Raw genomic sequence first — 22,060 nt, 5'->3', positions numbered from 1 at the left:
TGTTTACGCAATTCCAAACGCAAAATCGCTTGCGCGCTTGTGCTGGAATTGCTTCAGGCGCTGCCCTTGGGCCAGACGCCTTCGCGTTCCAGAATTTTTGTCGCGGCCGCCTGTTCGGCCGCCCGTTTCGAGCGGTCGATGCCGGTTTCCGGCTTCACGCCCTTTATCTCCACCGTCACGGTGAAGCGCGGGTCGTGATCCGGTCCCGAACGTTCGTCCACGCGGTAGTTGGGCGTCACGCCGAACCTGGCATGCGCCCATTCCTGCAATTCGGTCTTGGCGTCGCGCCGCGCGCCTTCCGCGCGGGCCGCCCTGTCCTGCCAGTTGCGCAGGATAAAGTCCCGCGCCGCCTCAAGCCCGCCGTCGAGGTAGATCGCGGCGATCAGCGACTCTACCACATCGGCGCGCACATTCAGCATGGCTTTTCCGGTGAGCTTCTTCACGTCGGCGCCGGTGCGGATGAAGCGGTGCAGCTCGAGATCATCAGAGACCGCCGCACAGCTTTCCGCGCTCACGAGCTGGTTCAGGCGAACGGAAAGCTCGCCCTCCTTCGCCTCGCGAAAAGTGCGGAACAGCATCTCGGCGACGCAAAGCCCCAGCACGCGGTCGCCGAGGAATTCCAGACGCTCGTAGTTGCTGCCCTTGCCGGGGCGGGCACTGGCATGCGTGATGGCCCGGTCGAGGCGGTCCTTGTCGGAAAAGGCGTAACCGATCAGGTCTTCAAGGGCTTTCCGGTTCGCGTCGTTCAGCGGAATGGCGCCCTTCATTCAACGACCTTGAACAGGCGGTCCCAGCGCAGGTTGGTCGGCCATTTCCAGATCTCGCTGAACGAGGTGTCGTTGCCGAGCGAGAAGAAGATCAGGCTGGCGCGACCAATCAGGTTTTCCGCCGGAACGAAACCGACGTCGAAGCGGCTGTCGGCCGAGTTGTCGCGGTTGTCGCCCATCATGAAATAGTGGCCTTCCGGCACGATGAATTCGCGCGTGTTGTCGCCGACGGTGCCCGGACGGGTGTCCAGCGTGTCGTAGGCTACGCCATTGTCCATGGTCTCGCGGAAGATCGGCACGTCCTCGCCGGTATCGTACTGGTCGTCGGCACGGAAGAAGCCGTTATGCTCGCGCTTGACGGGCACGCCGTTGACGTAGAGTTCGCTGTCGCGCACCTGTATCCGGTCGCCCGGCAGGCCGACGAGACGCTTGATGTAGTCGATGTCGGGGTTCGGCGGGAAGCGGAAAACGACGATGTCGCCGCGCTCCGGTTCGCTCGCGAAGATGCGGCCGGAGAACAGGTTCGGCGAGAACGGCAGCGAATATTTCGAATAGCCGTAGGAGAACTTGTTGACGAACAGATAGTCGCCGACGAGCAGCGTCGGCATCATCGAGCCGGACGGGATGGTGAAGGGCTGGAAAAACACGGTGCGGATGACCACGGCGAGCAGGAGCGCCTGGATGATGACCTTGACGTTTTCCCACAGGCCGCTCTGGGCCTTCTCAGTCTTCTCTGCCACGCCGGACTTTTCCTTATTTGCAAACATGGGGCCCTCTATAGAGGAAAGGTTGTCTGTTGGAAATCGTGTCGGTCAAAAAGACGCGGGATGCCTGTTATCCGGGCGTTCCGGACGGCAGCGCCTCGATGATCACGAAAGCCTGGGCCAGCGGAAAGTCATCCGTGATGGTGATGTGGATGCGCGCCTCGTGGCCTTCCGGCAGAAGCTGCTTAAGCCGTTCGTGCGCGCCGCCGGTGAGCTTCATCGTCGGCTTGCCGCCCGGCAGGTTGACGACGCCCATGTCCTTCCAGAACACGCCCTGCGCCAGCCCCGTGCCGAGCGCCTTGGAACAGGCCTCCTTGGCGGCGAACCGCTTGGCATAGGAGGCCGCGCGGTTCTTGCGCCCGTCCGACTTCGCCCGCTCGATCTCGGTGAAGCAGCGTTCCGTGAAACGCTCGCCGAACCGCTCCAGCGACTTCTCCACCCGGCGGATGTCGATGAGGTCGCTGCCGATGCCGATGATCATAGGGTATGGTCTCCACGGGAAAGGACGGGGATATGCGCGGCGGATGCAAGGCGGGCGTGGCGCCGCGCCTTGAACGAGCGCACGGCAAAGCGCGTCGCGCAATAGGCAAGGATGGCGGCCGAGGTGCCGAGAATGCCGGCGCCGACCAGCATCGGCTTCAGCACCGGCTGCCAGAGTTCCGACAGTTCGAGATGCTCCAGCCTATGGAAGAGCTCGGATGCGGAAATCGCCTCGGCGGATTGGATGCCGAGCATCGCCTCGCCCAGCCGGAAGGTCGCGAGGGCGATCAGCGGAATGGTCAGCGGATTGGCGATGGTCGTGGCGAGCGCGGCGGCAAGCAGGTTGCCCGCCATCAGGTAGGCCAGCGCCAGCGCCAGGATGACATGAAAACCGAGGAGCGGCGTGAAAGCGGAGAAGGCGCCGGCCGCGACGCCCGCGGCTACCGCGTGGGGCGAGGCGGAAAGGCGCAGGATTCGCTTGGCGAGATACCGCGCCGGGCGCGTCAACCCTTTGCGCGGCCAGAAGAATTCGCGCAATCGGTCCGGCCAGGAAGGTTTTTTTCGGCGCCTGAACAACATCGCCCAGACATAGCCGATCCGTTAGTGGCATTTCAATGGCGCCGTCATGGCGCCGGGCGGTCGCCGTGGCGCAACCATGTGCGCCACACAAAGCCGCTGGTCTCAGTAGGACTTGCGGAAGAGGCCGCGGTCGATCTGACGCTGGCGGTATTCCAGGTCGATCCGGTCGATAGCGCCGTTCAGGTAGGCGGTTTCGCGGTCTTCAGCGGACGGAATGCGCAGGGCGCGGGTGAAATTCTTGAACTGCTTCAGCATTGGCAAACCTCATTCGGTTGACCTCCCGATGCAGAAGATAGGTCTGTCGCCCCGCAGACACCAGCGACACTATCCCAATACAGCCATGCGAGACACGCATAACGACTGGTCAAAACTTGGGCAAACCTGCCCTATTCAAGGCAGGCTGCCACAAATTTGCATGGAAACCGTCATACGAAGACGCGGTTGATCGTCGAGACGCATTGCAGCTCCTTCAACTGGCCCATGAGTTGGTTGAGCTGCCGGAGGTCCCAGACTTCCAGGTCGATATGGACCTCGGTGAAGTCGGCGGCGACGCGCGTCATCGACATGGAGCGGATATTGACGTCGCTGGTGGCGATCGTCTGGGTGACCTCGGCGAGCGTGCCCGGCTCGTTCAGCGCGTTGATCATGATGCGCGCCATGAAGCGGGTGTTGTTGGCCTCGTCGAGATCCCAGCGCACGTCGATCCAGCGTTCCGGCTCATCATCGAACTTCTGCAGGGCCGGCGACTGGATCGGGTAAATGGTGATGCCCTTGTCCTTCTCCATGATGCCGATGATGCGATCGCCGGGAACGGCGCCGCCGGCGGAGAAATGCACCTCGGCATTGCCGGAAAGACCGCGGATCGGCAATGCCTCGGGACCGGCCTCCCCTTCGCCGCGCTCCAGCTCAGCCTTGGTCTTGCCGGGCAGCTTGAACACCATGCCGGCGACGCTGCGCATGTTGAACCAGCCGTCGTCGGAGCTAGGCTTCACCGTGACGCGCTCGTCCTGATAATCCGGGAAAACGGCGCGCAGCACGTCGAGCGAGGAGAGTTCGCCGCGCCCGACCGAGGCGATGGCGTCCTCCACCTCCTTCTGGCCGAGACGGTGCAGGACCGGCTTCAGCCCGTCCCGCGAGAAGACCTTGCCGGCGCGGTCGAAGGTGCGCTCGAGGATGCGGTAGCCGAGGCCGGAATATTGCTTGCGCACGGCCGCGCGGGTGGCGCGGCGAATGGCGGCGCGCGCCTTGCCGGTGACGACGATCTCTTCCCAGGCCGGCGGCGGCACCTGGATGCCGGAGCGGATGATCTCCACCTCGTCGCCATTGTTGAGGCGGGTGACGAGCGGCATGATGCGGCCGTTGATCTTGGCGCCGACGCAGGTGTCGCCGACATTTGTGTGCACCGCATAGGCGAAATCGATCGGCGTCGCGCCGCGCGGCAACGTGATGAGCTGGCCCTTCGGGGTGAAGGTGAAGACCTGGTCCTGGAAGAGCTCGAGCTTGGTGTGCTCCAGGAATTCTTCCGGATTGTCGCCTTCCGCCAGCGCCTCGATCGTCCGGCGCAGCATCGCATAGGCGTTGGAGCGCGGCGACGGGGCGACGTCGCCGTTCACCGCTTCCTTGTCCTTGTAGAGCGAATGCGCCGCGATGCCGTATTCGGCGATCTCGTGCATGCGCTTGGTGCGGATCTGCAGCTCGATGCGCTGGCGCGAGGGGCCGACGATGGTCGTGTGGATCGACTGGTAGTCGTTCTGCTTGGGCGTCGAGATATAGTCCTTGAAACGCCCCGGCACGACGCGCCAGCGCGTGTGCACGATGCCGAGCGCCGCATAGCAGCCGGGAACGTCGTCGACGAGGATGCGGAAGGCGTAGACGTCGGACAGCTGCTCGAAGGAGAGCGACTTCGACTGCATCTTGCGGAAGACCGAATAGGGCTTCTTCTGCCGGCCCTTGACCAGCGCCTCGGCAAGGCCGTTCGTCACCAGCAGCTCGCGCAGCTCGTCCTCGATCTTGCGGATCAGGCCTTCGTTGCGCCGGGAAAGTTCCTCCAGCTTGCGCGTGACGGTCTCGTAGGCTTCCGGGTTGATGTAGCGGAAGGAAAGGTCCTCCAGCTCCTCGCGCATGTCCTGCATGCCCATGCGGCCGGCGAGCGGCGCATAGATGTCCATCGTCTCCTCGGAGATGCGGGCGCGCTTTTCGGGCGACATGTGGTCCAGCGTGCGCATGTTGTGCAGCCGGTCGGCGAGCTTGACGAGCAGCACGCGCACGTCGTCGGAAATGGCGAGCAGCAGCTTGCGCAGGTTTTCCGCCTGCTTGGCCTTCTTGGAGACGAGGTCGAGCTTCTTGATCTTCGTGAGGCCCTCGACGAGCGCGCCGATATCCTCGCCGAACAACTCGTCGATTTCCGCGCGCGTCGCGCTGGTATCCTCGATCGTGTCGTGCAGCAGCGCCACCGCGACGGTGGATTCGTCGAGCCGCATGTCCGTGAGGATCGCGGCGACTTCGAGGGGATGCGAGATATAGGGATCGCCGCTCGCCCGCTTCTGCTGCCCATGCTTCTGCATCGCATAGACATAGGCCTTGTTCAGCAAGGCCTCGTTGACATCGGGCTTGTATTTCTGAACCCGCTCGACGAGTTCATATTGACGCATCATCCTCGGACGGCTCCTCCCCGCTTCCGGCAGGGCAAAAGAAAAGTGCGCCCCGACCTTAAGAGGGGCGCACCGGCATTCGCAACAACAAAGGTTTCGGCAAGGTAACCGAAATCAGTAATCGTCGCTCTTTTCCGGCGGAACGAGACCTTCGATGCCGGCGAGCAGCTCTTCTTCCGACATGCGGTCGAAGGCGATCGTTTCCGGCTGGTCCTCGTCCTCGTCGACGGTGGCGGTCGTTGCGTCGTCCGCCAGCAGGCTTGCCGGGTCGGACTCGGGCTCGTCCACTTCCACATGCTTCTGCAGCGAGTGGATCAGGTCTTCCTTCAGGTCGTCGGGCGAAAGGGTTTCGTCGGCGATCTCGCGCAGCGCCACGACGGGGTTCTTGTCGTTGTCGCGGTCGATGGTAATGGAGGCGCCCTGCGAGATGAGGCGGGCGCGATGGCTTGCAAGAAGAACCAGCTCGAAGCGGTTGTCTACCTTGTCAATGCAATCTTCAACGGTGACACGGGCCATTGCCTGTCCTTTGTGATCGAGAATTTCAGGAGTTTGCATGCCCGATACAGGCAATGGAAGGCAAATTCAAGTTTTTCCTTGTCCGGCGCCGGCGGAGAGGTGTCGTAAGGCAGCCCATGTAACTTGTGATTGACACCTCCCGTTACGGTAAGCAAAACGCGGAAATATCGGACAAATAGGGTAAGGCGCGGGAACTATTTCCCAATTCCGAAGCCTTTGAATTTGCTGAAACGATGCCGGCCGGAAAAATCGCCTTCGCAACCTAGGTTTGCTTGGAAAGCGCCGGACACTGCCCTAAATGAAGATTATATGAAGAAGAATTAATTCAACCGGATAGTGCATCCGGGCAACTGCCGTTTGGGCAAAAATCAGTCGTTTAACGCAACTTCTATTTAAAAGGATTATCCGGCATGTTCGACCCCCGCGAGAAAATCGCCCTCTTCATCGACGGTGCAAATCTCTATGCGGCATCAAGAACACTCGGCTTCGACATCGATTACAGGAAGCTGCTCAAGGCCTTCCAGAAACGCGGCTACCTGCTGCGCGCCTATTACTACACGGCCCTCATCGAGGACCAGGAATATTCCTCCATCCGCCCGCTGATCGACTGGCTCGACTACAACGGCTACAAGGTCGTCACCAAGCCCGCCAAGGAATTCACCGACTCGCTCGGCCGCCGCAAGATCAAGGGCAACATGGACATCGAGCTCGCCATCGACGCGATGGAGCAGTCCGAGACCGTCGATCACCTCGTCATCTTCTCCGGCGACGGCGATTTCACCACGCTCGTCGAGGCGTTGCAGCGCAGGGGCCGCAAGGTCTCCGTCGTCTCCACCATGCAGACGCAGCCGCCGATGATCGCCGACGACCTGCGCCGCCAGGCCGATTACTTCATCGACCTCGGCTCGCTGAAGGCCGAAATCGGCCGCGACCCGTCCGAGCGCCCGCAGCGCACGGTCGAGCCTGTGGAAACCGTCGCCCAATAGGGGCCTGCCTCGAAAAGAAACGCGGACCCCGGCCCCTGTGCCGGGGTTTTTCGTCTCGCACAGCCTTCGAAACCCCGAAAATCCGCCGCTTTCAATGCTTTGTTAAACATTGAATCAAATGCGATGGCCGCCCATTAACGTTCTGCAAGACTCTCCTGATATTCCCGACATCGGACAGTCATTCGTATCAGGGCATTCGGAACATGGTGGACGCAGTATCGGCCTCGGGCAACAGCTACCGGGCAGTATCGAACGCGCTGGAGCTGCGTTCGGCCAATGCATCCGAGAACCGCCCCGCCGTGGCGGCGCTTGCTGCCCTCGTCCTGCCGCAGCCGGTGACGACCGTCTCGACGCCCTCCGACGTTGCTGAAGACCAGGGTGACCTCGGCTTCCTCTATGCGCCGAACGGCCTGCCGGGCATCTCCGCCCTCTCCTATGCCGCACCGGTCGCCCAGCCGACCACCGACCAGCAGGTCGCAGCGGAGCGCAACCCGGGCGCACGGCTCGCCATCGACAGCGGCGATCTCAACTCGCTGATGTCCTCGTTCCTGACGGCGCGCACGCCGAGCGCCAACCCTGCCCCGTCGCCGGACGTACCGGCCGAAGTGGGCAGCGCGCAGCTGTCGCGCACCGCCCAGCAGACGATGATTGCGCAGCTTTACACCCAGTTCTGAGGAGGAAGCCGGAAGCCGCTTCAGCCGCGCTCGCGCAGCAGGCGGCCCTTCTGGCGGTTCCAGTCGCGCTCCTTCTCCGTCTCGCGCTTGTCGTGCAGCTTCTTGCCCTTGGCAAGCGCGAGCTCGAGCTTGGCACGCCCGACATCGTTGAAGTAGACCTTGAGCGGCACGAGCGTCATGCCTTCACGGTTGATCGCGATGCGCAGGCGATGGATCTCGCGCTTGGAAAGCAGGAGCTTGCGGCGCCGCCGCGTCTCGTGGTTGAAGCGGTTCGCCTGCAGGTATTCCGGCAGATAGGAATTGATCAGCCAGATCTCGCCGCCCTCGTCCGAGGCGTAGGATTCCGCGATATTCGCCTTGCCTTCGCGCAGCGACTTGACCTCCGTACCGGTCAGCACCAGACCGGCCTCGTAGGTATCCACGATCTCGTAGTTGAAGCGGGCCTTCCGGTTCTCCGCTACAATCTTCTTGACCGTCGTCGGGCGCGCTTTCGTTGCCATGTCAGTTCAACAGGCCGGCGTGGCGAAGCGCCGCGTCGATCGCTGCCTCGGTGGAAGGCTCGAGCGCCGAGAGGAGCGGCGAGCGGACGGTGCGGTTCATGCCGCGCGTGCGGTGCAGCGCATACTTGGCGCCGCAGAGCCCCGGCTCCAGGAAGATCGCCTTGTGCAGCGGCATCAGCTTGTCCTGGTATTCCAGCGCCTTGGCATAATCGCCGGCAAGCGTCGCCTCCTGGAACTCGGCACAGAGCCGCGGCGCGACATTGGCCGTCACCGAGATGCACCCCGTCCCGCCATGGGCGTTAAAGCCGAGTGCGGTCGCATCCTCGCCGGAAAGCTGGACGAAACCCTTGCCGCAGGCGATGCGCTGCTCCGAAACGCGCTCGATCTTGCCCGTCGCATCCTTGACGCCCATGATCGAGGGATGCGCCTTGTGAAGCGCACCCATCGTCTCAGGGGTCATGTCGACCACCGAGCGGCCGGGGATGTTGTAGATGATGATCGGCAGCTTCACGGCCCCGGCGATCGCGGCATAATGCGCGAACAGCCCCTTCTGGGTCGGCCTGTTGTAATAGGGCGTCACGACCAGGATCGCGTCCGCACCGGCCTTTTCGGCGTGCTGGGCGAGATCGATCGCTTCCTTGGTGTTGTTCGAGCCTGCACCGGCGATGACCGGCACGCGGCCGGCGGACACCTTGATGCAGAGTTCCACGACCCGTTTGTGCTCGTCATGCGACAGCGTGGGCGATTCGCCGGTGGTGCCGACCGGAACGAAGCCATGGCTGCCTTCGCCGATCTGCCATTCGACATGGGCGGCGAAGGCATCTTCGTCGACAGCGCCGGCATCGGTGAAGGGGGTGACGAGAGCGGGAATGGATCCCTTGAACATCGAGAACTCCTGAGACCAGAGCCGCCCGGAGGCATACATGCTTTGGCCGTATTCCGTGGTTAAAAACTGCCGCACAATAATCATGTGACAGTCATGCGGCAAGCGGCGCGAGGGGCGTTTTTCATGCATGATCAAGGCGAAACGGCGATGGCGAGCGAATATTCGCCTTCCCTCGCCCGTCGCTTTCAAGGCACCGGCGTTCACGGCTTAGTGAGCGTTGCCGGTAAGGTTTCGTTAAGGCAACAAAGGGTTAATTGATTGTCAAGGATCAGGCGGAAAGAGACGGTCAGACGGGCCGCCTGTCAGGCATCCGGGACATAGCATGATCTCGACAAACAGTTTCGCCCTTGGCGCCTTGTTGCTTGCAGGCCTCGCCGGCCTTGCGCTTCACTCCACGCCGGTGGAAGCGGAGAACACGGCAATGCCCGCGATAAAGCCGCTCGGCTTTGCCGCCGACATGCCGTCGAAGGACGTCATCACCAACGCCATCCCGCGCACGGAGAGCCTTCAGCCGGCGAGCGCCGAGCTGCGCGAAGGCCTCGACGCACTTTCCAACCGCGATGCCGCCGCAGCCATCGCCGCCCGCAACCGCCTGCCCGCCGACAGCCTCGACCGCCATATCCTGACCTGGGCGATCGCCGTTTCGGGCCAGCGCGGCGTGCCCTCCTACGAAATCGCCGCCGCCCAGCGTGAGCTCAAGGGCTGGCCGGGCCTGAAGGCACTGCGCACCCATTCCGAGCGGGCGCTCGCCCGGGAAAACCCGCCGACCGCCGACGTCCTCGCCGCCTTCGGCACGACGCGGCCGGAAACGGCGGAAGGCGCCCTCGTGCTGAGCCGCGCTCTCGTTGCGACGGGCAATACCGTGCGCGCCACCGACATCCTGCGCTCCTTCTGGCAGAAGGAAGCGCTCTCCAGCGACCTTGAAAGCCAGATCCTTGCGGAGTTCGGCACCCTGCTCACCGTGGCAGACCACAAGGCGCGCATGGACATGCTGCTCTACCGCGACCGCATCGACCAGGCGCAGCGTTTCGGCGATCTCGGCAAGGCGCAGTCGCTTTACCGCGCCTGGGCAGCCGTCCTTCGCAAGGCCAAGAATGCTGGCGACCTGATCAAGGCCGTGGACGCAAGCTGGCAGAAGGATCCGGCATACACCTTCCTGCGCATCCGCCACCTGCGGAACAAGGAGGAATATCGCGCGGCCGGAAAGCTCTTCACCGCCATGCCGGAAGACCCGGCGCGCCTCGTCAATCCGGGCGCATGGTGGAACGAGCAGCGCATCGTCAGCCGCGGCCTTGCCGATCTCGGCGACTATCGCGACGCCTATCGCGTGGCCGCGCATCACGGCGCGAACGATCCTTCGGATATCGTGGAGGCGGAGTTCCATGCCGGCTGGTATGCGCTGCGCGACCTCGGCGACGCGAAAGCGGCGGCCAAGCATTTCCAGCGCATCCTGCAGGCTTCCGACCGGCCGCTTTCCGTTTCCCGCGCCTGGTACTGGCTCGGCCGCGCCGCCGAAAAGGCAAGCCCGGGCGAGGCGAAGGACTATTTTGCCAAGGCGGCGAACTTTCCGGGCACCTTCTACGGCCAGCTTGCCGCCGCGCGGCTCGGCCGCAAGACGCTCAACGTCGCCTATCCGACCCCGACGGCGGAGGAGCGGGCGCGCTTCAATCAGCACGAGGCCGTGCAGGCGATCGCCCGGCTGCAGGCCGCCGGCCACGGTTGGCGCGCCGACAGCCTCTATCGCGCACTCGCCGGCGAACTGGTGAACCCCGGCGAACTTGCCCTGCTCGCCGCGCAATCGGAAAAGGGCGGAAACCACCAGCTCTCGCTGCAGATCGGCAAGATCGCCTTCGGGCGCGGCATCGATGTCGCCGCCCTCGCCTTCCCCATCGGCGTCATTCCCGACGGCGCCAATATTGCGGGCTCGGGCAAGGCACTTGCCTATGCCATCGCGCGGCAGGAAAGCGCCTTTAACCCGGCCGCCGTCTCGCCCGCCAATGCGCAGGGCCTGCTGCAACTGATGCCGGGCACGGCGCAGGGCGTCGCCAAGCGCTACGGCCTTGCCTATTCCAAGGAACGACTGACCTCGGATGCCGCCTACAACGCCACGCTCGGCGCGCACTATCTCGGCGAGCAGATCAGCGATTTCGGCGGCTCCTACGTGCTGACCTTCATCGCCTACAATGCCGGCCCGCGCCGCGTGCCGCAGTGGATCGCCCGCTATGGCGATCCGCGCGGCAAGCCGATCGACGAGGTGGTCGACTGGATCGAGCGCATTCCCTTCTCCGAGACCCGCGGCTATGTGCAGCGCGTCATGGAGAACTACCAGGTCTACAAGACGCGGCTCGGGCAGCAGGCCGACATCGTGCACGATCTCAGCGTCGGGCGGTAGCCGGTTCCCTGCCCGGCAGCGGGTACCTTGCCCGGGACGCGACGGCTCTCTAGTCTGTCCGCAGACAAAGGCAGGCATGCGAACCATGATATATTCCACGAGCCGCTTCTTCCCCGCTCCGGACGGATTGCAGCTTCATGTGCGGGATTACCAGCCCGTTCGCGGCGATAAAACGCGCCTCCCCATCCTCTGCCTGCCGGGCCTCAGCCGCAATGCGCGCGACTTCCACCAATTCGCCGTGCTGCTTTCGCAGGATCCCGTTTCCCCCCGGCGCGTCGTCGCGTTCGATTATCGCGGGCGCGGGTTCTCCGCTTATGACGCCAACCCCGCGAACTACAATGTCGCCATCGAATGCCGAGACGTGATCGCCGTGTGCGCAGCGCTCGGCATTGCGCGTGGGGTCTTCGTCGGGACGTCGCGCGGCGGGCTGATCCTGCATATCCTGGCCGCGACGCAACCCGGCTTCATCGCCGGCGTCGTTCTCAACGATATCGGACCTGAAATCGAAGCCGAGGGACTAAAGGATATCCGCGACTATCTCGGCAAACGCGCCCAGCCGGCGACCTTCGGTTCGGCGGCCGTCGGGCTCGAAGACCTCCACGGATCGACCTTCCCGGCCTTGACGCGCGCCGACTGGCGCGAGATGGCCGATGCCATCTATACGGTGAAGGACGGACAGGTCGTCGCCGACCACGATCCGAGGCTGGCGGACCAGCTGCATGCGATCGATTTCAGCAAGCCGCTGCCCACGCTATGGCCGCAGTTCGACCTTCTCGCGGAAAAGCCGGTTCTCGCGGTACGCGGGGAACATTCGAGGCTGTTTTCAGCCGATACCCTGTCGCGCATGGCTGCGCAGCGTCCGACTGTCCAAGCCGTGGTCGCCGAAGGCCAGGGCCACGCCCCTCTCCTGCATCATCCCGGCCTGTTTCCCAAGGTAAAGGCGTTTCTCGATCGCCTTTAAGCGATAACGCCTTTCCAGTCTCCGGGATAACCGCGGGGACTGGAAAGGCGTGCCGTTTTTCAAAGCCACAAATGAAAAACCCGCAGTCTCGAAGAGACTGCGGGTCAATCTTTAGCTCAACTTCAGATTAGAAGCTGCGCTGCAGGCGGAGGAAGCCGGTGGTGCTGTCGTCCGTCAGGTCGTTGTCGGTGTAGTTAACCGTTGCGAGAGCTGCGAGGCCCTGCGTGATTTCGTAGCCGACCGTGAGGCCAACGCGCCACTGGTCAACACCGTCGATGAAGCCGACATCGCTCCAGTACTGAGCAGCCGGGGTGATCGTCAGCTTTTCAGTAGCCTTGAAGGAGTACGAACCAGCAACAGTCCATTCAGCCGTACGGTAGTAGGCGTTCGGGTCGGAAGACCAGATACCAGCAACCTGAAGCGTGCCCGGGCCGAGTTCAGCCGAGAGCAGGGCGCGGATGGCGCCTTCTTCGACTTCGGTGTCGTACGAGCCGAGCAGGTCGATGGAAACGCCGCCGAGAGCAGCCGTTACGAGGCCGGTGACGCCAACGCCGTTCGGACGGGTCGTGCTGAATTCGAGTTCGTCAAGCGATACGTAAGCGGAGAAGGCGCCGCCTTCATACGTGTACGAGATCGAGTTGAAGATCTTGTCGTCGTTCAGGTCTTCGGTTTCGCCGTTCAGGCCCTTGTCCCAGGGACCGTAGTAGTTACCGGCCTTGAAGCCGCCGAGCTGGATGTAGGCTTCGTCGACATATACGCCAGCGTACGGGCCGTCGAGGTCAGCTTCGAGGGCGATGTAGCCGGTCAGCGTGCCGTATTCGGTGTCGGACTTGGCGTCGAACGTCAGGTAAGCCTGCGTGCCGGCATCCCAGTCAGAGTTGTTGAAGGGGTTGGTCGCGTTCGAGTTGTCGTAGGCAGCGTGCTCGCCGACGTTAACCTGGAAGCGGACATAACCACCGATCTTGAGGCAGGTTTCCGTGCCCGGGATGTAGAAGTAGCCGGTGCCGAATGCGTCGCAAACGCGAACGTATTCCATCGGCTCGGGCTCGGCAGCAACGATAGCGTCGGCGGCCTGTGCGCCGGAAACTGCTGCGAGAGCGGCAGCGGAGCCGATGAGAAGGCTCTTGATGTTCATTTCTGACCTCCAGTCAAAAAGTTTCAAACGGGTCTGGGTTTTTTGCTGAAGGACAGCGTTCCCTGCCCCATCCCCAAGTTCAAGAAGTGGACGATCAACCGCCCCTGCTTCCGATGCTGAAAATACAAGACGCGCTTCCGTAAGCAATCTCCAAACTGAAAGGAGATGGGGTTTGTGTCCGCCTTCGCCCCACGCTGTTGCGCAAAGGACACAAAATGGCAGGGCAGATCGCTAAAAGTTTAAGGATCATTAACAAAATACCTTATGAAGCGGGCACTTAGCCACCCCCATCTTCCCTCCCGACCTGCCACATCAGGGGCGACAAGACGGCAAATGCGGCCCTTCAAGGTGGCAAAGCGGCATTTTCTCACGTCATGATCGGCACCGGCAGCCCGCCCGGCGATGGCGAAAAACGAGAATCGCCTGCTTGCCCAGCCCTTCGATTCGGACCGAGTCGCGATGCCCGATGGCATCTCCAGATAGCCTCGCATCGGCCGTCGGCGCCATGCCGTCGCATCCTCAAGAGATTTTTTGGTCGTATGCACGAGTCTTGTCAGCGCGCCCGTCGTGGGCATTCGCCTGATCCCCGTATCCGTCACGTATATAAAGAGACGAACCTCTCCCGCGACGACGACGATGGGAGAATCGCATCCGGCCTACGGCATCAGCACCGCGCACTGCCGCCAGAATGACCGAAGCCGGACGGCCGCGCAAAAGAGCGCGAGGTGCCGTGCCGTGGCGGGAAAGAAAACAAGGGAAAGAGAAAACTGGCGGAGAAGAAGGGATTCGAACCCTCGATACCGTTTCCGGTATACTCCCTTAGCAGGGGAGCGCCTTCGACCACTCGGCCACCTCTCCGCTCGCGGTTTCACTATGCGGCAGAGCTTGCGATTGCAAGGCCTTTTTGATCGTCACGGCGAAATGAAATGATCCATGCGGCCGGCAACCCGTTTCATTGCCTGTTTCCGGGGCATTTTCGCCGGCCGGCCTGTGCATATCCGCGCGGCACTTGCCGCCCTTCTCTCAGGTGTCGTCAGGTTCACGAACTGATTCCCCTGCCGGGCATCACAATAAAAAAACCGCCGGAAACGGGTTCGTTTCCAGCGGCTTTGTTTTTCGGGCACCCGGCCTTTCGGGTCAGGTGCGGGATGCGAGGCGGTCGATCGCGTTCTGCGTCGAGGCGCCGAAGTCGCCGTCGATGGGGCCGTTGTAGTAGCCGCGGGACTTCAGGATTTCCTGGAACTCCTTGCGGAACTGCGGCGTGAAGTTCGCCGGCGAGCCCTTGAGTTCCTGCAGCTTGCCCTGGTCGCCGCCCTCGACGCTGGCTGCGGCCCAGCGGGCGGCCTCCTTGGCGTTGGCACGCGTTCCAAGGCCCTGGTCGTAGAGGCGGGACAGGTTGCCCATGGCGTAGGTGTTGCCGCCGTTTGCCGCCTTCTCGTACCAGTTGATCGCCTGCACGTAATCCTGCTTCACGCCGTTGCCGACGTCGTAGAGCCAGGCGATCGAGGCCATCGAGTAGTAGTCGTTCTGGGCGGCCGCCTTCTCGTACCACCGCATGGCTTCGGCATAGTCGACCGCAACGCCGAGGCCGGACTGGTAGGCGTAGCCGACGGACGACATGGCGTTGATGTCGCCGCCTTCCGCGCCCTTCTTGTACCAGTCGAGCGAGGCGTTGTAGTCGCGCGCCGTGCCGAGGCCTTCACGGTAGAACCAGCCCATCGTGGCCTGCGCATTGGCATAGCCCTGTTCGGCTGCCTTGCGATACCACTTGATCGCCTCGTCATAGTCCTTGCGCGTGCCGTTGTAGCCTTCGCGGTAGAGCCAGCCGAGCGAGGCCTGGGCGTAAGGGTTACCGGCGTTCGAGGCCTGCTCGAACATGCGGGTACCCTTGGCCATGTCGACGGCGCCGTCCGTGCCGTAGATCGAGTACCAGGCAAGGTTGGTCAGCGCGTAGAGGTTCCCCTCGTCGGCGGCCTTCTGGTAGTGCTCGCGGGCCTTCGGATAGTTGCGCGCGGCATCATGGGCACGGCCCAGCATGTTGCGGATCGAGTTGTCCGACGGATTGGCGTTGAGCGCCGCCTCGCAGACCGGGATCGCGCGACCATAGTCGATCTGCGCGAAAAGCTTGCCGAGGAAGCCCGGACGCAGGTTCGGCTCGCCCGCCAGTTCGTAGCACTGGTCGGCATCCGAACCGCTGAGGGTGACCGTCGACTGGCTGGTATCGGTCGTCGTCGTGTTGGTGTTCGACAGGGTCGAGCCGTCGTTGCGGCCGGTCGCCAGCTTGTCGATGGCGGCGAAGGTCGCCGGGCCGAACTCGCCGTCCGACGTTCCGCTGTAGTAGCCGCGCTCGCGCAGCAGGTCCTGCATTTCCCTGCGGAAGGCGACCGTGAAGTTGCCGGGGGTTTCCTTCAGCTCCTTCAGCTTGTTTGCATCGCCGCTTTCCACGCTGGCGGCGGCCCAGCGGACGGCCTCCTTCGCATCGGCCGGCGTGCCGAGGCCCTGGTCGTAAAGGCGGGACAGGTTGCCCATGGCGTAAGCGCTGCCGGCATTGGCGGCCTTCTCGTACCAGTAGCGGGCTTCCACATAGTCCTGTTTCACGCCGTTGCCGACGTCGTAGAGCCAGGCGAGCGAGGCCATCGAGTAGGAATCGCCCATATTGGCGGCCTTCTCGTACCAGACCTTGGCTTCGGCATAGTTCTGCGCCGTGCCGAGGCCGTTCTGGTAGGCCCAGCCGAGCGAGGACATGGCGTTGGCGTCGCCGGCATCGGCGGCCTTGCGGTACCAGGTCAGCGACTGGACATAGTCCTGCGAGACGCCGAGGCCCTCGCGGTAGAACCAGCCCATCGTCGCCATGGCATTGGCATAGCCCTGGTTGGCCGACTGCTGATACCACTTCACCGCTTCGTTATAGTCCTGGCGCGTGCCGCCATAGCCTTCGCGGTAGAGCCAGCCGAGCGACGCCTGGCCGTAGGAATTGCCGGCGATCGATGCCTTCTCGAGCATCGACAGGCCCTTCGGCACGTCGACCGGGCCGTCCGTGCCGTAGACCGAGAACCAGGCAAGGTTGGTGAGCGCGTACATATTGCCGAGTTCGATGGCCTTCTCGTAGTTCCGGCGGGCTTCGACATAGTTGCGGTCGGCGTCATGCGCGCGGCCGAGCAGGTTGACGAGCATGCCGTCGGACGGGTTCTCGTTGACCGCCTGCGCGCAGGCGGCGAGCGCCCGCTTGGCATCGATCTTCAGGAAGTTGACGCCCATGAAGCCGGGCAGCGACTGCGGCTCGCCGGCAAGCAGGTAGCAGTCGCGCGAGGCGGCCGTTTCCTTTGAGGCGAGATCGACGCTGAGGCCCTTCTTAGGCTCCAGCGCGGCGATGAGCTGTTCGGCATCGCCGCGGTGCTGGCTGTCCGGATAGCGCTCGATGAAGCGCTGCAGCGCCGCCGCATCCGTCGACTCCTTGAGCGCTTCCCACGCGATGCCCGCGGCATCCTGCCCTTCGTTCTGGGTGGCTTCCTTGAGGCTGGCGAGCTTCTTTTCCGCCAGCATCTTGTAGACCGGGTCCTTGCCATGCTTGGCGATGAAGGCGGCGATCAGGTCCTCGTCGGCGAGGTCGCGGATGTTCTGCCAGTCGGCCGCCGCCTCGGACTGGCCGTTCGGCGAGACCTCCTGCGTGTTGCCGCTGTTGGTGACGTTGATGTTCACTTCCTTGATGTTCAGGAAGATCTGCGCGCCACCCAGCGAACCGTAGACGAAGGGTTCCTGCTCGCGGTTGGTGGCTTCCACCACCTCGTCGCGCACCTTGCCGAGCGCGATGCGCACGTCGAGGCCGGGTTCGGTCAGGTATTTCGAGAGCGCGGTGGCGAAGGGGCTGTTGCTGCCCTCGCCGTCGAGCGCCACCGTGCCGGCCTTGGAGGCGAAGGCGATCAGCGTGTCGGCCGATTCGGGCTCGACGCGGGCAAGGCCGCGCGTCACGGCGCGGGTGCCGATCGAGCGGGTCATCGACTGGGAGAACGGATTGTTGCGGCAGGCGTCGAGAATGAAGAGCTTCAGCTTCTTGGCGCCTTCCAGCGAGCGCTGCACGCGGTCGATGGCGACGCTCTCGTCCTCGACGTCGCGGTCGCTCTTCAGCGCCGCGTCGACGGGAATGAGGTAGTTGATCCCGTTCATCTCCATGGCGTGGCCGGAATAGTAGACCACCGCCATTTCCGCATCCATCGAATCGTCCTCGAATTCGCGCAGCGCCTTCACCATGGCGGCGCGGTCGAGATCGAGGACCGTCTTGACGGAATCGAAGCCTGCGCTTTCGAACGAGGCGCGCATGAGCTCCACGTCGTTGGCAGGATTGTTGAGCTGGGCCGTCTCTTCGTACTTCTGGTTGCCTATCAGCAATGCAACGCGTTTCGCCTCAGCGGCGTTCGCGTTGAACACAACGACAGCAACCGAGACAAAGAAGACCGGCGCCCAGCGCTTTTGTATTCGCTTGAACATGCCCTTCCCTCCGGCATTATTGCCGCCAGTATTACGTATGGCCCATGCTGTTTCAATGAGTGGGCAGCCGGATTTTTTTGGCTTTTTCAGGAAAAATTCATTCCGCCGCGATCTCCACCCAGCGCCCCTCGCGGAAGGATTGCGCCATCGCATGCACGGATTTCTCGATGCGCAGGCCATGGTTGAAGTCGATGGAATGGGAGGCCATGCCGGCAATGGCGGCGATCAGCTCGCGGCACTCGATGACCTTGAGGTCGTTGAAGCCGAGGCCGTGGCCGGGCGCCGGGATAAAGCGGTCGTAGGGCTTGTGATGCGGCGCCGTCAGAATCGTGGAAAAGCCCTGCTCGCTCGCGCGGCCATCCGTCGTATAGAGCTGGAATTCGTTCATGCGCTCCTGGTCGTAGAGGATAGAGCCCTTCGAGCCGTAGATCTGGAGGGCGATGCGGCCCTTGCGGCCCCAGGCCGAGCGGTTGGCCATCAGCACGCCGGAAATGCCGCCGGGAAGGCGCAGGAGCACGCTCGCAATATCGTGATTCTCGACGGCGCGGCGGCCGCCCTCCTTCAGCGGGCGGTCGGCATAGGGTTTGGCCAGCGACGCGATGACCGCCTCGACATGGCCGAACAGGCTCCAGAGCAGCGAGAGCGGATGCACCGCGAAATCGTCGAGCGCGCCGTAGCCCGACGACGCCTCGCTCTTCCAGTAGAAGAGCGCTTCCGGGTCGGCCATGAAATCCTCGTCCATTTCGATGCGGACGTGGTTGACCGTGCCGATGGCGCCCTCGTCGATGAGCGAGCGGATGTGCCGCATCACCGGGTTCTGGATATAGTTGTAGCCCATGACGGCGACCTTGCCGGACGAGCGCTGGGCAGCGAGCATGCGCTCGGCATCCGTGAAGGCCGGCGCCATCGGCTTCTCGCACCAGACATGTTTTCCCGCTTCCAGCGCGGCGATCGCCATTTCGGCATGGAACTGGTTCGGCGTAGTGACGGAGATGACGTCTATCCCGGGATCGGCGAGCAGGTCGCGCCAGTTGGCGGTTGCTTTCTCGAAGCCGAATTCGCGGGCGCGGGCCGCGGCGAGATCCGCATTGGCTTCCGCAAGATGCACGAGGCGCGGACGCTCCACGTCACCGAAGACGGCGCTGACATTGTTCCAGGCGAGCGCGTGGCACTTGCCCATGTAGCCGGTGCCGATCAGTCCAATCCCGAGGGCCTTCATGCCATGTCCTCCATCCGCTATATCTCGCCGCAGGGCGCTCCGAACGCCATGCATAGCGGGAAAGATTTGGAACAAAAACTATCTTTTCCTAGAATATGGAATATTTATTTCATTCGTAGCAGAATGGCCGCCCGAGGAGGACAGGATACATGACCAGCAGCGAAGCGGCCCTTGCGCGCGTGCCCCGCGATTTCGACAGCCTGCGCAGCGTCATCATCGAGCGCAAGGCGACCATGCCAAAGCGGCTGGCGCAGGTCGCCGCCTATGCGCTCTCCAACCCGGACGAGATGGCCTTCGGCACCGCCGCCAGCATCGCGACGGCTGCCGACGTCCAGCCTTCCACGCTGGTGCGCCTTGCCCACCACCTGGGCTACGAGGGCTTTTCCGACCTGCAGAACGTTTTTCGCGCCCGGCTGCGGGATCGCACACTTTCCTACGAAGAGCGCCTCCTCTCGCTCGAAGCGGGACCGGCGGCGAGCAGCGACATGGAACTGCTTTCCGGCTTCCTCACCGCCGCGAGCCAGTCCGTCGCCCGGCTCGCCAGCACCATCGACGGCGAGACGTTCTCGAAGTCCGTCGATCTGCTCGCCCGCGCCGAAACCATCTATCTCGTCGCCAAGCGCCGCTCCTATCCGCTGACGGCCCACATCGCCTACGCCTTCGGCAAGCTCGGCATCCGCCACCAGATCATCGCCTCGCCGAACGGTATCGATCCGGAAATGACGCAGTTCGCGACCGGCAGGGACGCCGTCATCGCCGCCAGCTTCGCGCCCTATGCGGCCGAAAGCCTTGCCCAGGCGCAGGAACTGGCGGGCCGGGGCGTGCCGATCGTCGCCATCACCGATTCCGTCTTCTCCCCCCTCGCCGCCTCCGCCACGCACTGGTTCGAGGTGTCCGAAGCCGACTATGCGGGCTTCCGCTCGCTGTCCGCCTCGATGGCGCTCGCCATGGCCCTGCCCGTCGCCATCGCTGAAAAGCGGCGCAGTCTGCGGCGATCCTCCAGATGAAATGCTGCGGAATGCAAACGGAATGAATATTCCGAATTGACAGAATAATGGAATTCATGTTTCATTTTTCCGCAATGCCGCCGCGCCTTCATGACGGCGCCGCGAGACCGGGAGGAAGACATGCGCCCTATTGACCAGGACAAGACGCTCGACGTCATCACGATCGGCCGTTCGTCCGTCGATCTCTATGGCCAGCAGCTCGGCACGCGCCTGGAAGATACGGCCTCCTTCGCCAAGTCCGTCGGAGGCTGCCCGGCCAATATCGCGATCGGCACCGCCCGCCTCGGCCTCAAGTCCGCACTCATCACCCGCGTCGGCGACGAGCAGATGGGCCGTTTCATCCGCGAGCAGTGCGCCCGCGAAGGCGTCGAAGTCGCCGGCATCCGCACCGACAGGGAGCGACTGACGGCGCTGGTCCTGCTCGCCATCGAGGCCGAAGGCGTTTCGCCGATGATCTTCGTGCGCACCGACTGCGCCGACATGGCGCTCGACGAGGGCGACGTTGACGAGGCTTTCGTGCGCTCCTCGCGCGCCGTGCTGGTCTCCGGCACACATTTTTCCCGCCCCAACACCGAGGCCGCGCAGCGCAAGGCGATCCGCATCGCCAAGGAAAGCGGCGGCAAGGTCATCTTCGACATCGATTACCGCCCTAATCTCTGGGGCCTTGCAGGCCATGCCGAAGGCTTCGAGCGCTACGTGAAATCCGATCGCGTCTCGGCCATCATGAAATCGGTCCTGCCGGATTGCGACCTCATCGTCGGCACGGAAGAGGAGATCATGATCGCTTCGGGCGCCGACGACGTGCTGTCCTCTCTTAAGGCCATCCGCGCCGTTTCCGCCGCCACCATCGTCCTGAAGCGCGGCGCCATGGGCTGCATCGTCTATGACGGTCCGATCTCCGACGATCGGGAAGACGGCGTGATCGGCCAGGGTTTTCCCATCGAGGTCTACAACGTGCTTGGCGCGGGCGATGCGTTCATGTCGGGCTTCCTGCGCGGCTGGCTCACCGGCGAGGACCATGCGACCTCCGCGACCTGGGCCAATGCCTGCGGCGCCTTCGCCGTCTCGCGCCTGCTCTGCTCGCCGGAATATCCGAGCTGGGAAGAGCTGGAATTCTTCCTCAAGAACGGCAGCAGGCACCGGGCGCTGCGCAAGGACGAGGCGATCAACCACATCCACTGGGCGACGAACCGCAAGCAGGGCGATATTCCGCTGCTGATGGCGCTCGCCTGCGATCACCGCATGCAGCTCGTCGATGTCGCGGACGAACTGAACGTGCCGCATGAAAAGATTTCCGAATTCAAGCGGCTGACGGTCGAGGCCGCAGCACGCGTTGCCGAGGGCCGGCCCGGCTACGGCATGCTGATCGACGAGCGCTTCGGCCGCGACGCCTTCTTCGACGCCGCCACCAGGAATTTCTCGTGGCTCGGCCGGCCGGTCGAGCTGCCGGGCTCCAAGCCGCTGCGCTTCGAGTTCAGCCAGGACATCGGCTCGCAGCTCGTAGAATGGCCGCTCGACCATTGCATCAAGTGCCTGTGCTTCTATCATCCGGACGACCCGGCGGCGCTCAAGACCGAACAGCAGGAGAAGCTGCGCACGCTTTTCGAGGCGGCGCGGCGCGTCGGGCGCGAATTGCTAATCGAGATCATCGCCGGCAAGAACGGGCCGCTCACGGACGATACGGTCTCGACCGCGCTGCAGGAGCTCTACGACCTTGGCATCAAGCCGGATTGGTGGAAGCTGGAGCCGCAGGCTTCGCCCGAGGCATGGCGGAACATCGAGACGGTGATCGCCAAAAACGATGCATATTGCCGTGGTATCGTGCTGCTCGGCCTGGAAGCACCGACGGAGGAGCTGGTCAAAGCCTTCGAGGCGACGAAGGTGGCGCCGGCCGTGAAGGGCTTTGCCGTCGGCCGCACGATCTTCGTCGATGCCGCCCGCGCCTGGATGGCCGGCAAGATGGACGACGAGGCTGCGATTGCCGACATGGCCGGCCGCTTCCGCGAACTGACCGACGCATGGCTTCGCACGCGCGGCCTGTAAGAATAGAATTGGGAG

The 22,060-nt window shown here is 63.4% G+C and carries 18 protein-coding genes and 1 tRNA gene; 6 read left to right on the top strand and 13 right to left on the bottom strand.

What is annotated here, in order from left to right:
- Positions 1 to 53: 53 nt before the first annotated feature.
- The 7 genes from rnc to rpoZ form a co-directional block, all read right to left on the bottom strand.
- Positions 54 to 767 (bottom strand): ribonuclease III, encoded by a 714-nt coding sequence (rnc, locus tag Q9316_RS05970; protein ID WP_306034314.1) that lies wholly within the window; start codon positions 765 to 767, stop codon positions 54 to 56.
- Positions 764 to 1,534, bottom strand: a complete 771-nt coding sequence (gene lepB, locus Q9316_RS05965) for a signal peptidase I (RefSeq protein ID WP_371877965.1) — start codon at positions 1,532 to 1,534, stop codon at positions 764 to 766. The genes rnc and lepB overlap by 4 nt, the downstream gene beginning before the upstream one ends.
- Positions 1,535 to 1,601: 67 nt before the next feature.
- The gene (acpS, locus tag Q9316_RS05960) at positions 1,602 to 2,012 is read right to left on the bottom strand and encodes a holo-ACP synthase (protein WP_306034312.1); all 411 of its coding nucleotides are present in this window, start codon (positions 2,010 to 2,012) and stop codon (positions 1,602 to 1,604) included.
- Positions 2,009 to 2,590, bottom strand: a complete 582-nt coding sequence (locus tag Q9316_RS05955) for a DUF2062 domain-containing protein (protein ID WP_306034311.1) — start codon at positions 2,588 to 2,590, stop codon at positions 2,009 to 2,011. Before Q9316_RS05955 ends, acpS begins: the two co-directional genes overlap by 4 nt.
- 102 nt (positions 2,591 to 2,692) lie before the next feature.
- Positions 2,693 to 2,845 carry a DUF3563 family protein gene (locus Q9316_RS05950; RefSeq protein WP_306034310.1) on the bottom strand — a complete coding sequence of 51 codons (153 nt, stop codon included), beginning with the start codon at positions 2,843 to 2,845 and terminating at the stop codon, positions 2,693 to 2,695.
- A gap of 170 nt (positions 2,846 to 3,015) precedes the next feature.
- On the bottom strand, positions 3,016 to 5,244 hold the full coding sequence (locus Q9316_RS05945) for a RelA/SpoT family protein (RefSeq protein WP_306034309.1): 2,229 nt from the start codon (positions 5,242 to 5,244) through the stop codon (positions 3,016 to 3,018).
- 111 nt (positions 5,245 to 5,355) lie between these two features.
- Positions 5,356 to 5,757 (bottom strand): DNA-directed RNA polymerase subunit omega, encoded by a 402-nt coding sequence (gene rpoZ / locus Q9316_RS05940; protein ID WP_306034308.1) that lies wholly within the window; start codon positions 5,755 to 5,757, stop codon positions 5,356 to 5,358.
- 410 nt (positions 5,758 to 6,167) lie between these two features.
- On the opposite strand from rpoZ, the gene Q9316_RS05935 reads away from it, so the two are divergent.
- Positions 6,168 to 6,743, top strand: coding sequence for a LabA-like NYN domain-containing protein (locus tag Q9316_RS05935; protein WP_306034307.1), 576 nt, complete (start codon positions 6,168 to 6,170; stop codon positions 6,741 to 6,743).
- Between the two features lie 203 nt (positions 6,744 to 6,946).
- Positions 6,947 to 7,417: a hypothetical protein gene (locus tag Q9316_RS05930; RefSeq protein WP_306034306.1), complete on the top strand. Its 471-nt coding sequence runs from the start codon at positions 6,947 to 6,949 to the stop codon at positions 7,415 to 7,417.
- Between the two features lie 20 nt (positions 7,418 to 7,437).
- On the opposite strand, the gene smpB is transcribed toward Q9316_RS05930, so the two are convergent.
- Both smpB and dapA read right to left on the bottom strand, forming a co-directional pair.
- Positions 7,438 to 7,917, bottom strand: coding sequence for an SsrA-binding protein SmpB (gene smpB, locus Q9316_RS05925; protein ID WP_306034305.1), 480 nt, complete (start codon positions 7,915 to 7,917; stop codon positions 7,438 to 7,440).
- A gap of 1 nt (position 7,918) precedes the next feature.
- Complete coding sequence (gene dapA / locus Q9316_RS05920; RefSeq protein ID WP_306034304.1) at positions 7,919 to 8,803, bottom strand: 4-hydroxy-tetrahydrodipicolinate synthase; 885 nt, start codon at positions 8,801 to 8,803, stop codon at positions 7,919 to 7,921.
- A gap of 322 nt (positions 8,804 to 9,125) precedes the next feature.
- Between dapA and Q9316_RS05915 the strand changes: the two genes are divergently transcribed.
- Positions 9,126 to 11,195, top strand: a complete 2,070-nt coding sequence (locus tag Q9316_RS05915) for a lytic transglycosylase domain-containing protein (RefSeq protein WP_371877964.1) — start codon at positions 9,126 to 9,128, stop codon at positions 11,193 to 11,195.
- Positions 11,196 to 11,280: 85 nt separating this feature from the next.
- Positions 11,281 to 12,156: an alpha/beta fold hydrolase gene (locus tag Q9316_RS05910; RefSeq protein ID WP_306034303.1), complete on the top strand. Its 876-nt coding sequence runs from the start codon at positions 11,281 to 11,283 to the stop codon at positions 12,154 to 12,156.
- A 127-nt stretch (positions 12,157 to 12,283) separates the two neighbouring features.
- On the opposite strand, the gene Q9316_RS05905 is transcribed toward Q9316_RS05910, so the two are convergent.
- The 4 genes from Q9316_RS05905 to Q9316_RS05890 form a co-directional block, all read right to left on the bottom strand.
- Positions 12,284 to 13,291 (bottom strand): porin, encoded by a 1,008-nt coding sequence (locus tag Q9316_RS05905; protein WP_306034302.1) that lies wholly within the window; start codon positions 13,289 to 13,291, stop codon positions 12,284 to 12,286.
- Between the two features lie 768 nt (positions 13,292 to 14,059).
- Positions 14,060 to 14,149, bottom strand: a tRNA-Ser gene (locus Q9316_RS05900).
- Positions 14,150 to 14,428: 279 nt separating this feature from the next.
- Positions 14,429 to 17,776, bottom strand: coding sequence for a caspase family protein (locus Q9316_RS05895; RefSeq protein ID WP_306034301.1), 3,348 nt, complete (start codon positions 17,774 to 17,776; stop codon positions 14,429 to 14,431).
- A 97-nt stretch (positions 17,777 to 17,873) separates the two neighbouring features.
- Positions 17,874 to 18,995, bottom strand: a complete 1,122-nt coding sequence (locus Q9316_RS05890) for a Gfo/Idh/MocA family protein (RefSeq protein ID WP_306034300.1) — start codon at positions 18,993 to 18,995, stop codon at positions 17,874 to 17,876.
- Positions 18,996 to 19,144: 149 nt separating this feature from the next.
- On the opposite strand from Q9316_RS05890, the gene Q9316_RS05885 reads away from it, so the two are divergent.
- Together Q9316_RS05885 and Q9316_RS05880 are read left to right on the top strand one after the other, a co-directional pair.
- Positions 19,145 to 20,002, top strand: coding sequence for a MurR/RpiR family transcriptional regulator (locus Q9316_RS05885; RefSeq protein WP_306034299.1), 858 nt, complete (start codon positions 19,145 to 19,147; stop codon positions 20,000 to 20,002).
- Positions 20,003 to 20,122: 120 nt separating this feature from the next.
- A complete protein-coding gene (locus Q9316_RS05880; protein ID WP_306034298.1) occupies positions 20,123 to 22,045 on the top strand; it encodes a bifunctional 5-dehydro-2-deoxygluconokinase/5-dehydro-2-deoxyphosphogluconate aldolase in 1,923 nt (640 codons plus the stop codon).
- The last annotated feature ends 15 nt before the right edge of the window (positions 22,046 to 22,060 follow it).

The organism is Shinella zoogloeoides, assembly GCF_030733845.1.
GTDB classification, from domain to species: Bacteria; Pseudomonadota; Alphaproteobacteria; order Rhizobiales; family Rhizobiaceae; genus Shinella; species Shinella zoogloeoides_C.
Note: the sequence above shows the minus strand (reverse complement) of the source record. Positions and strands in the feature narration are given on the sequence as shown.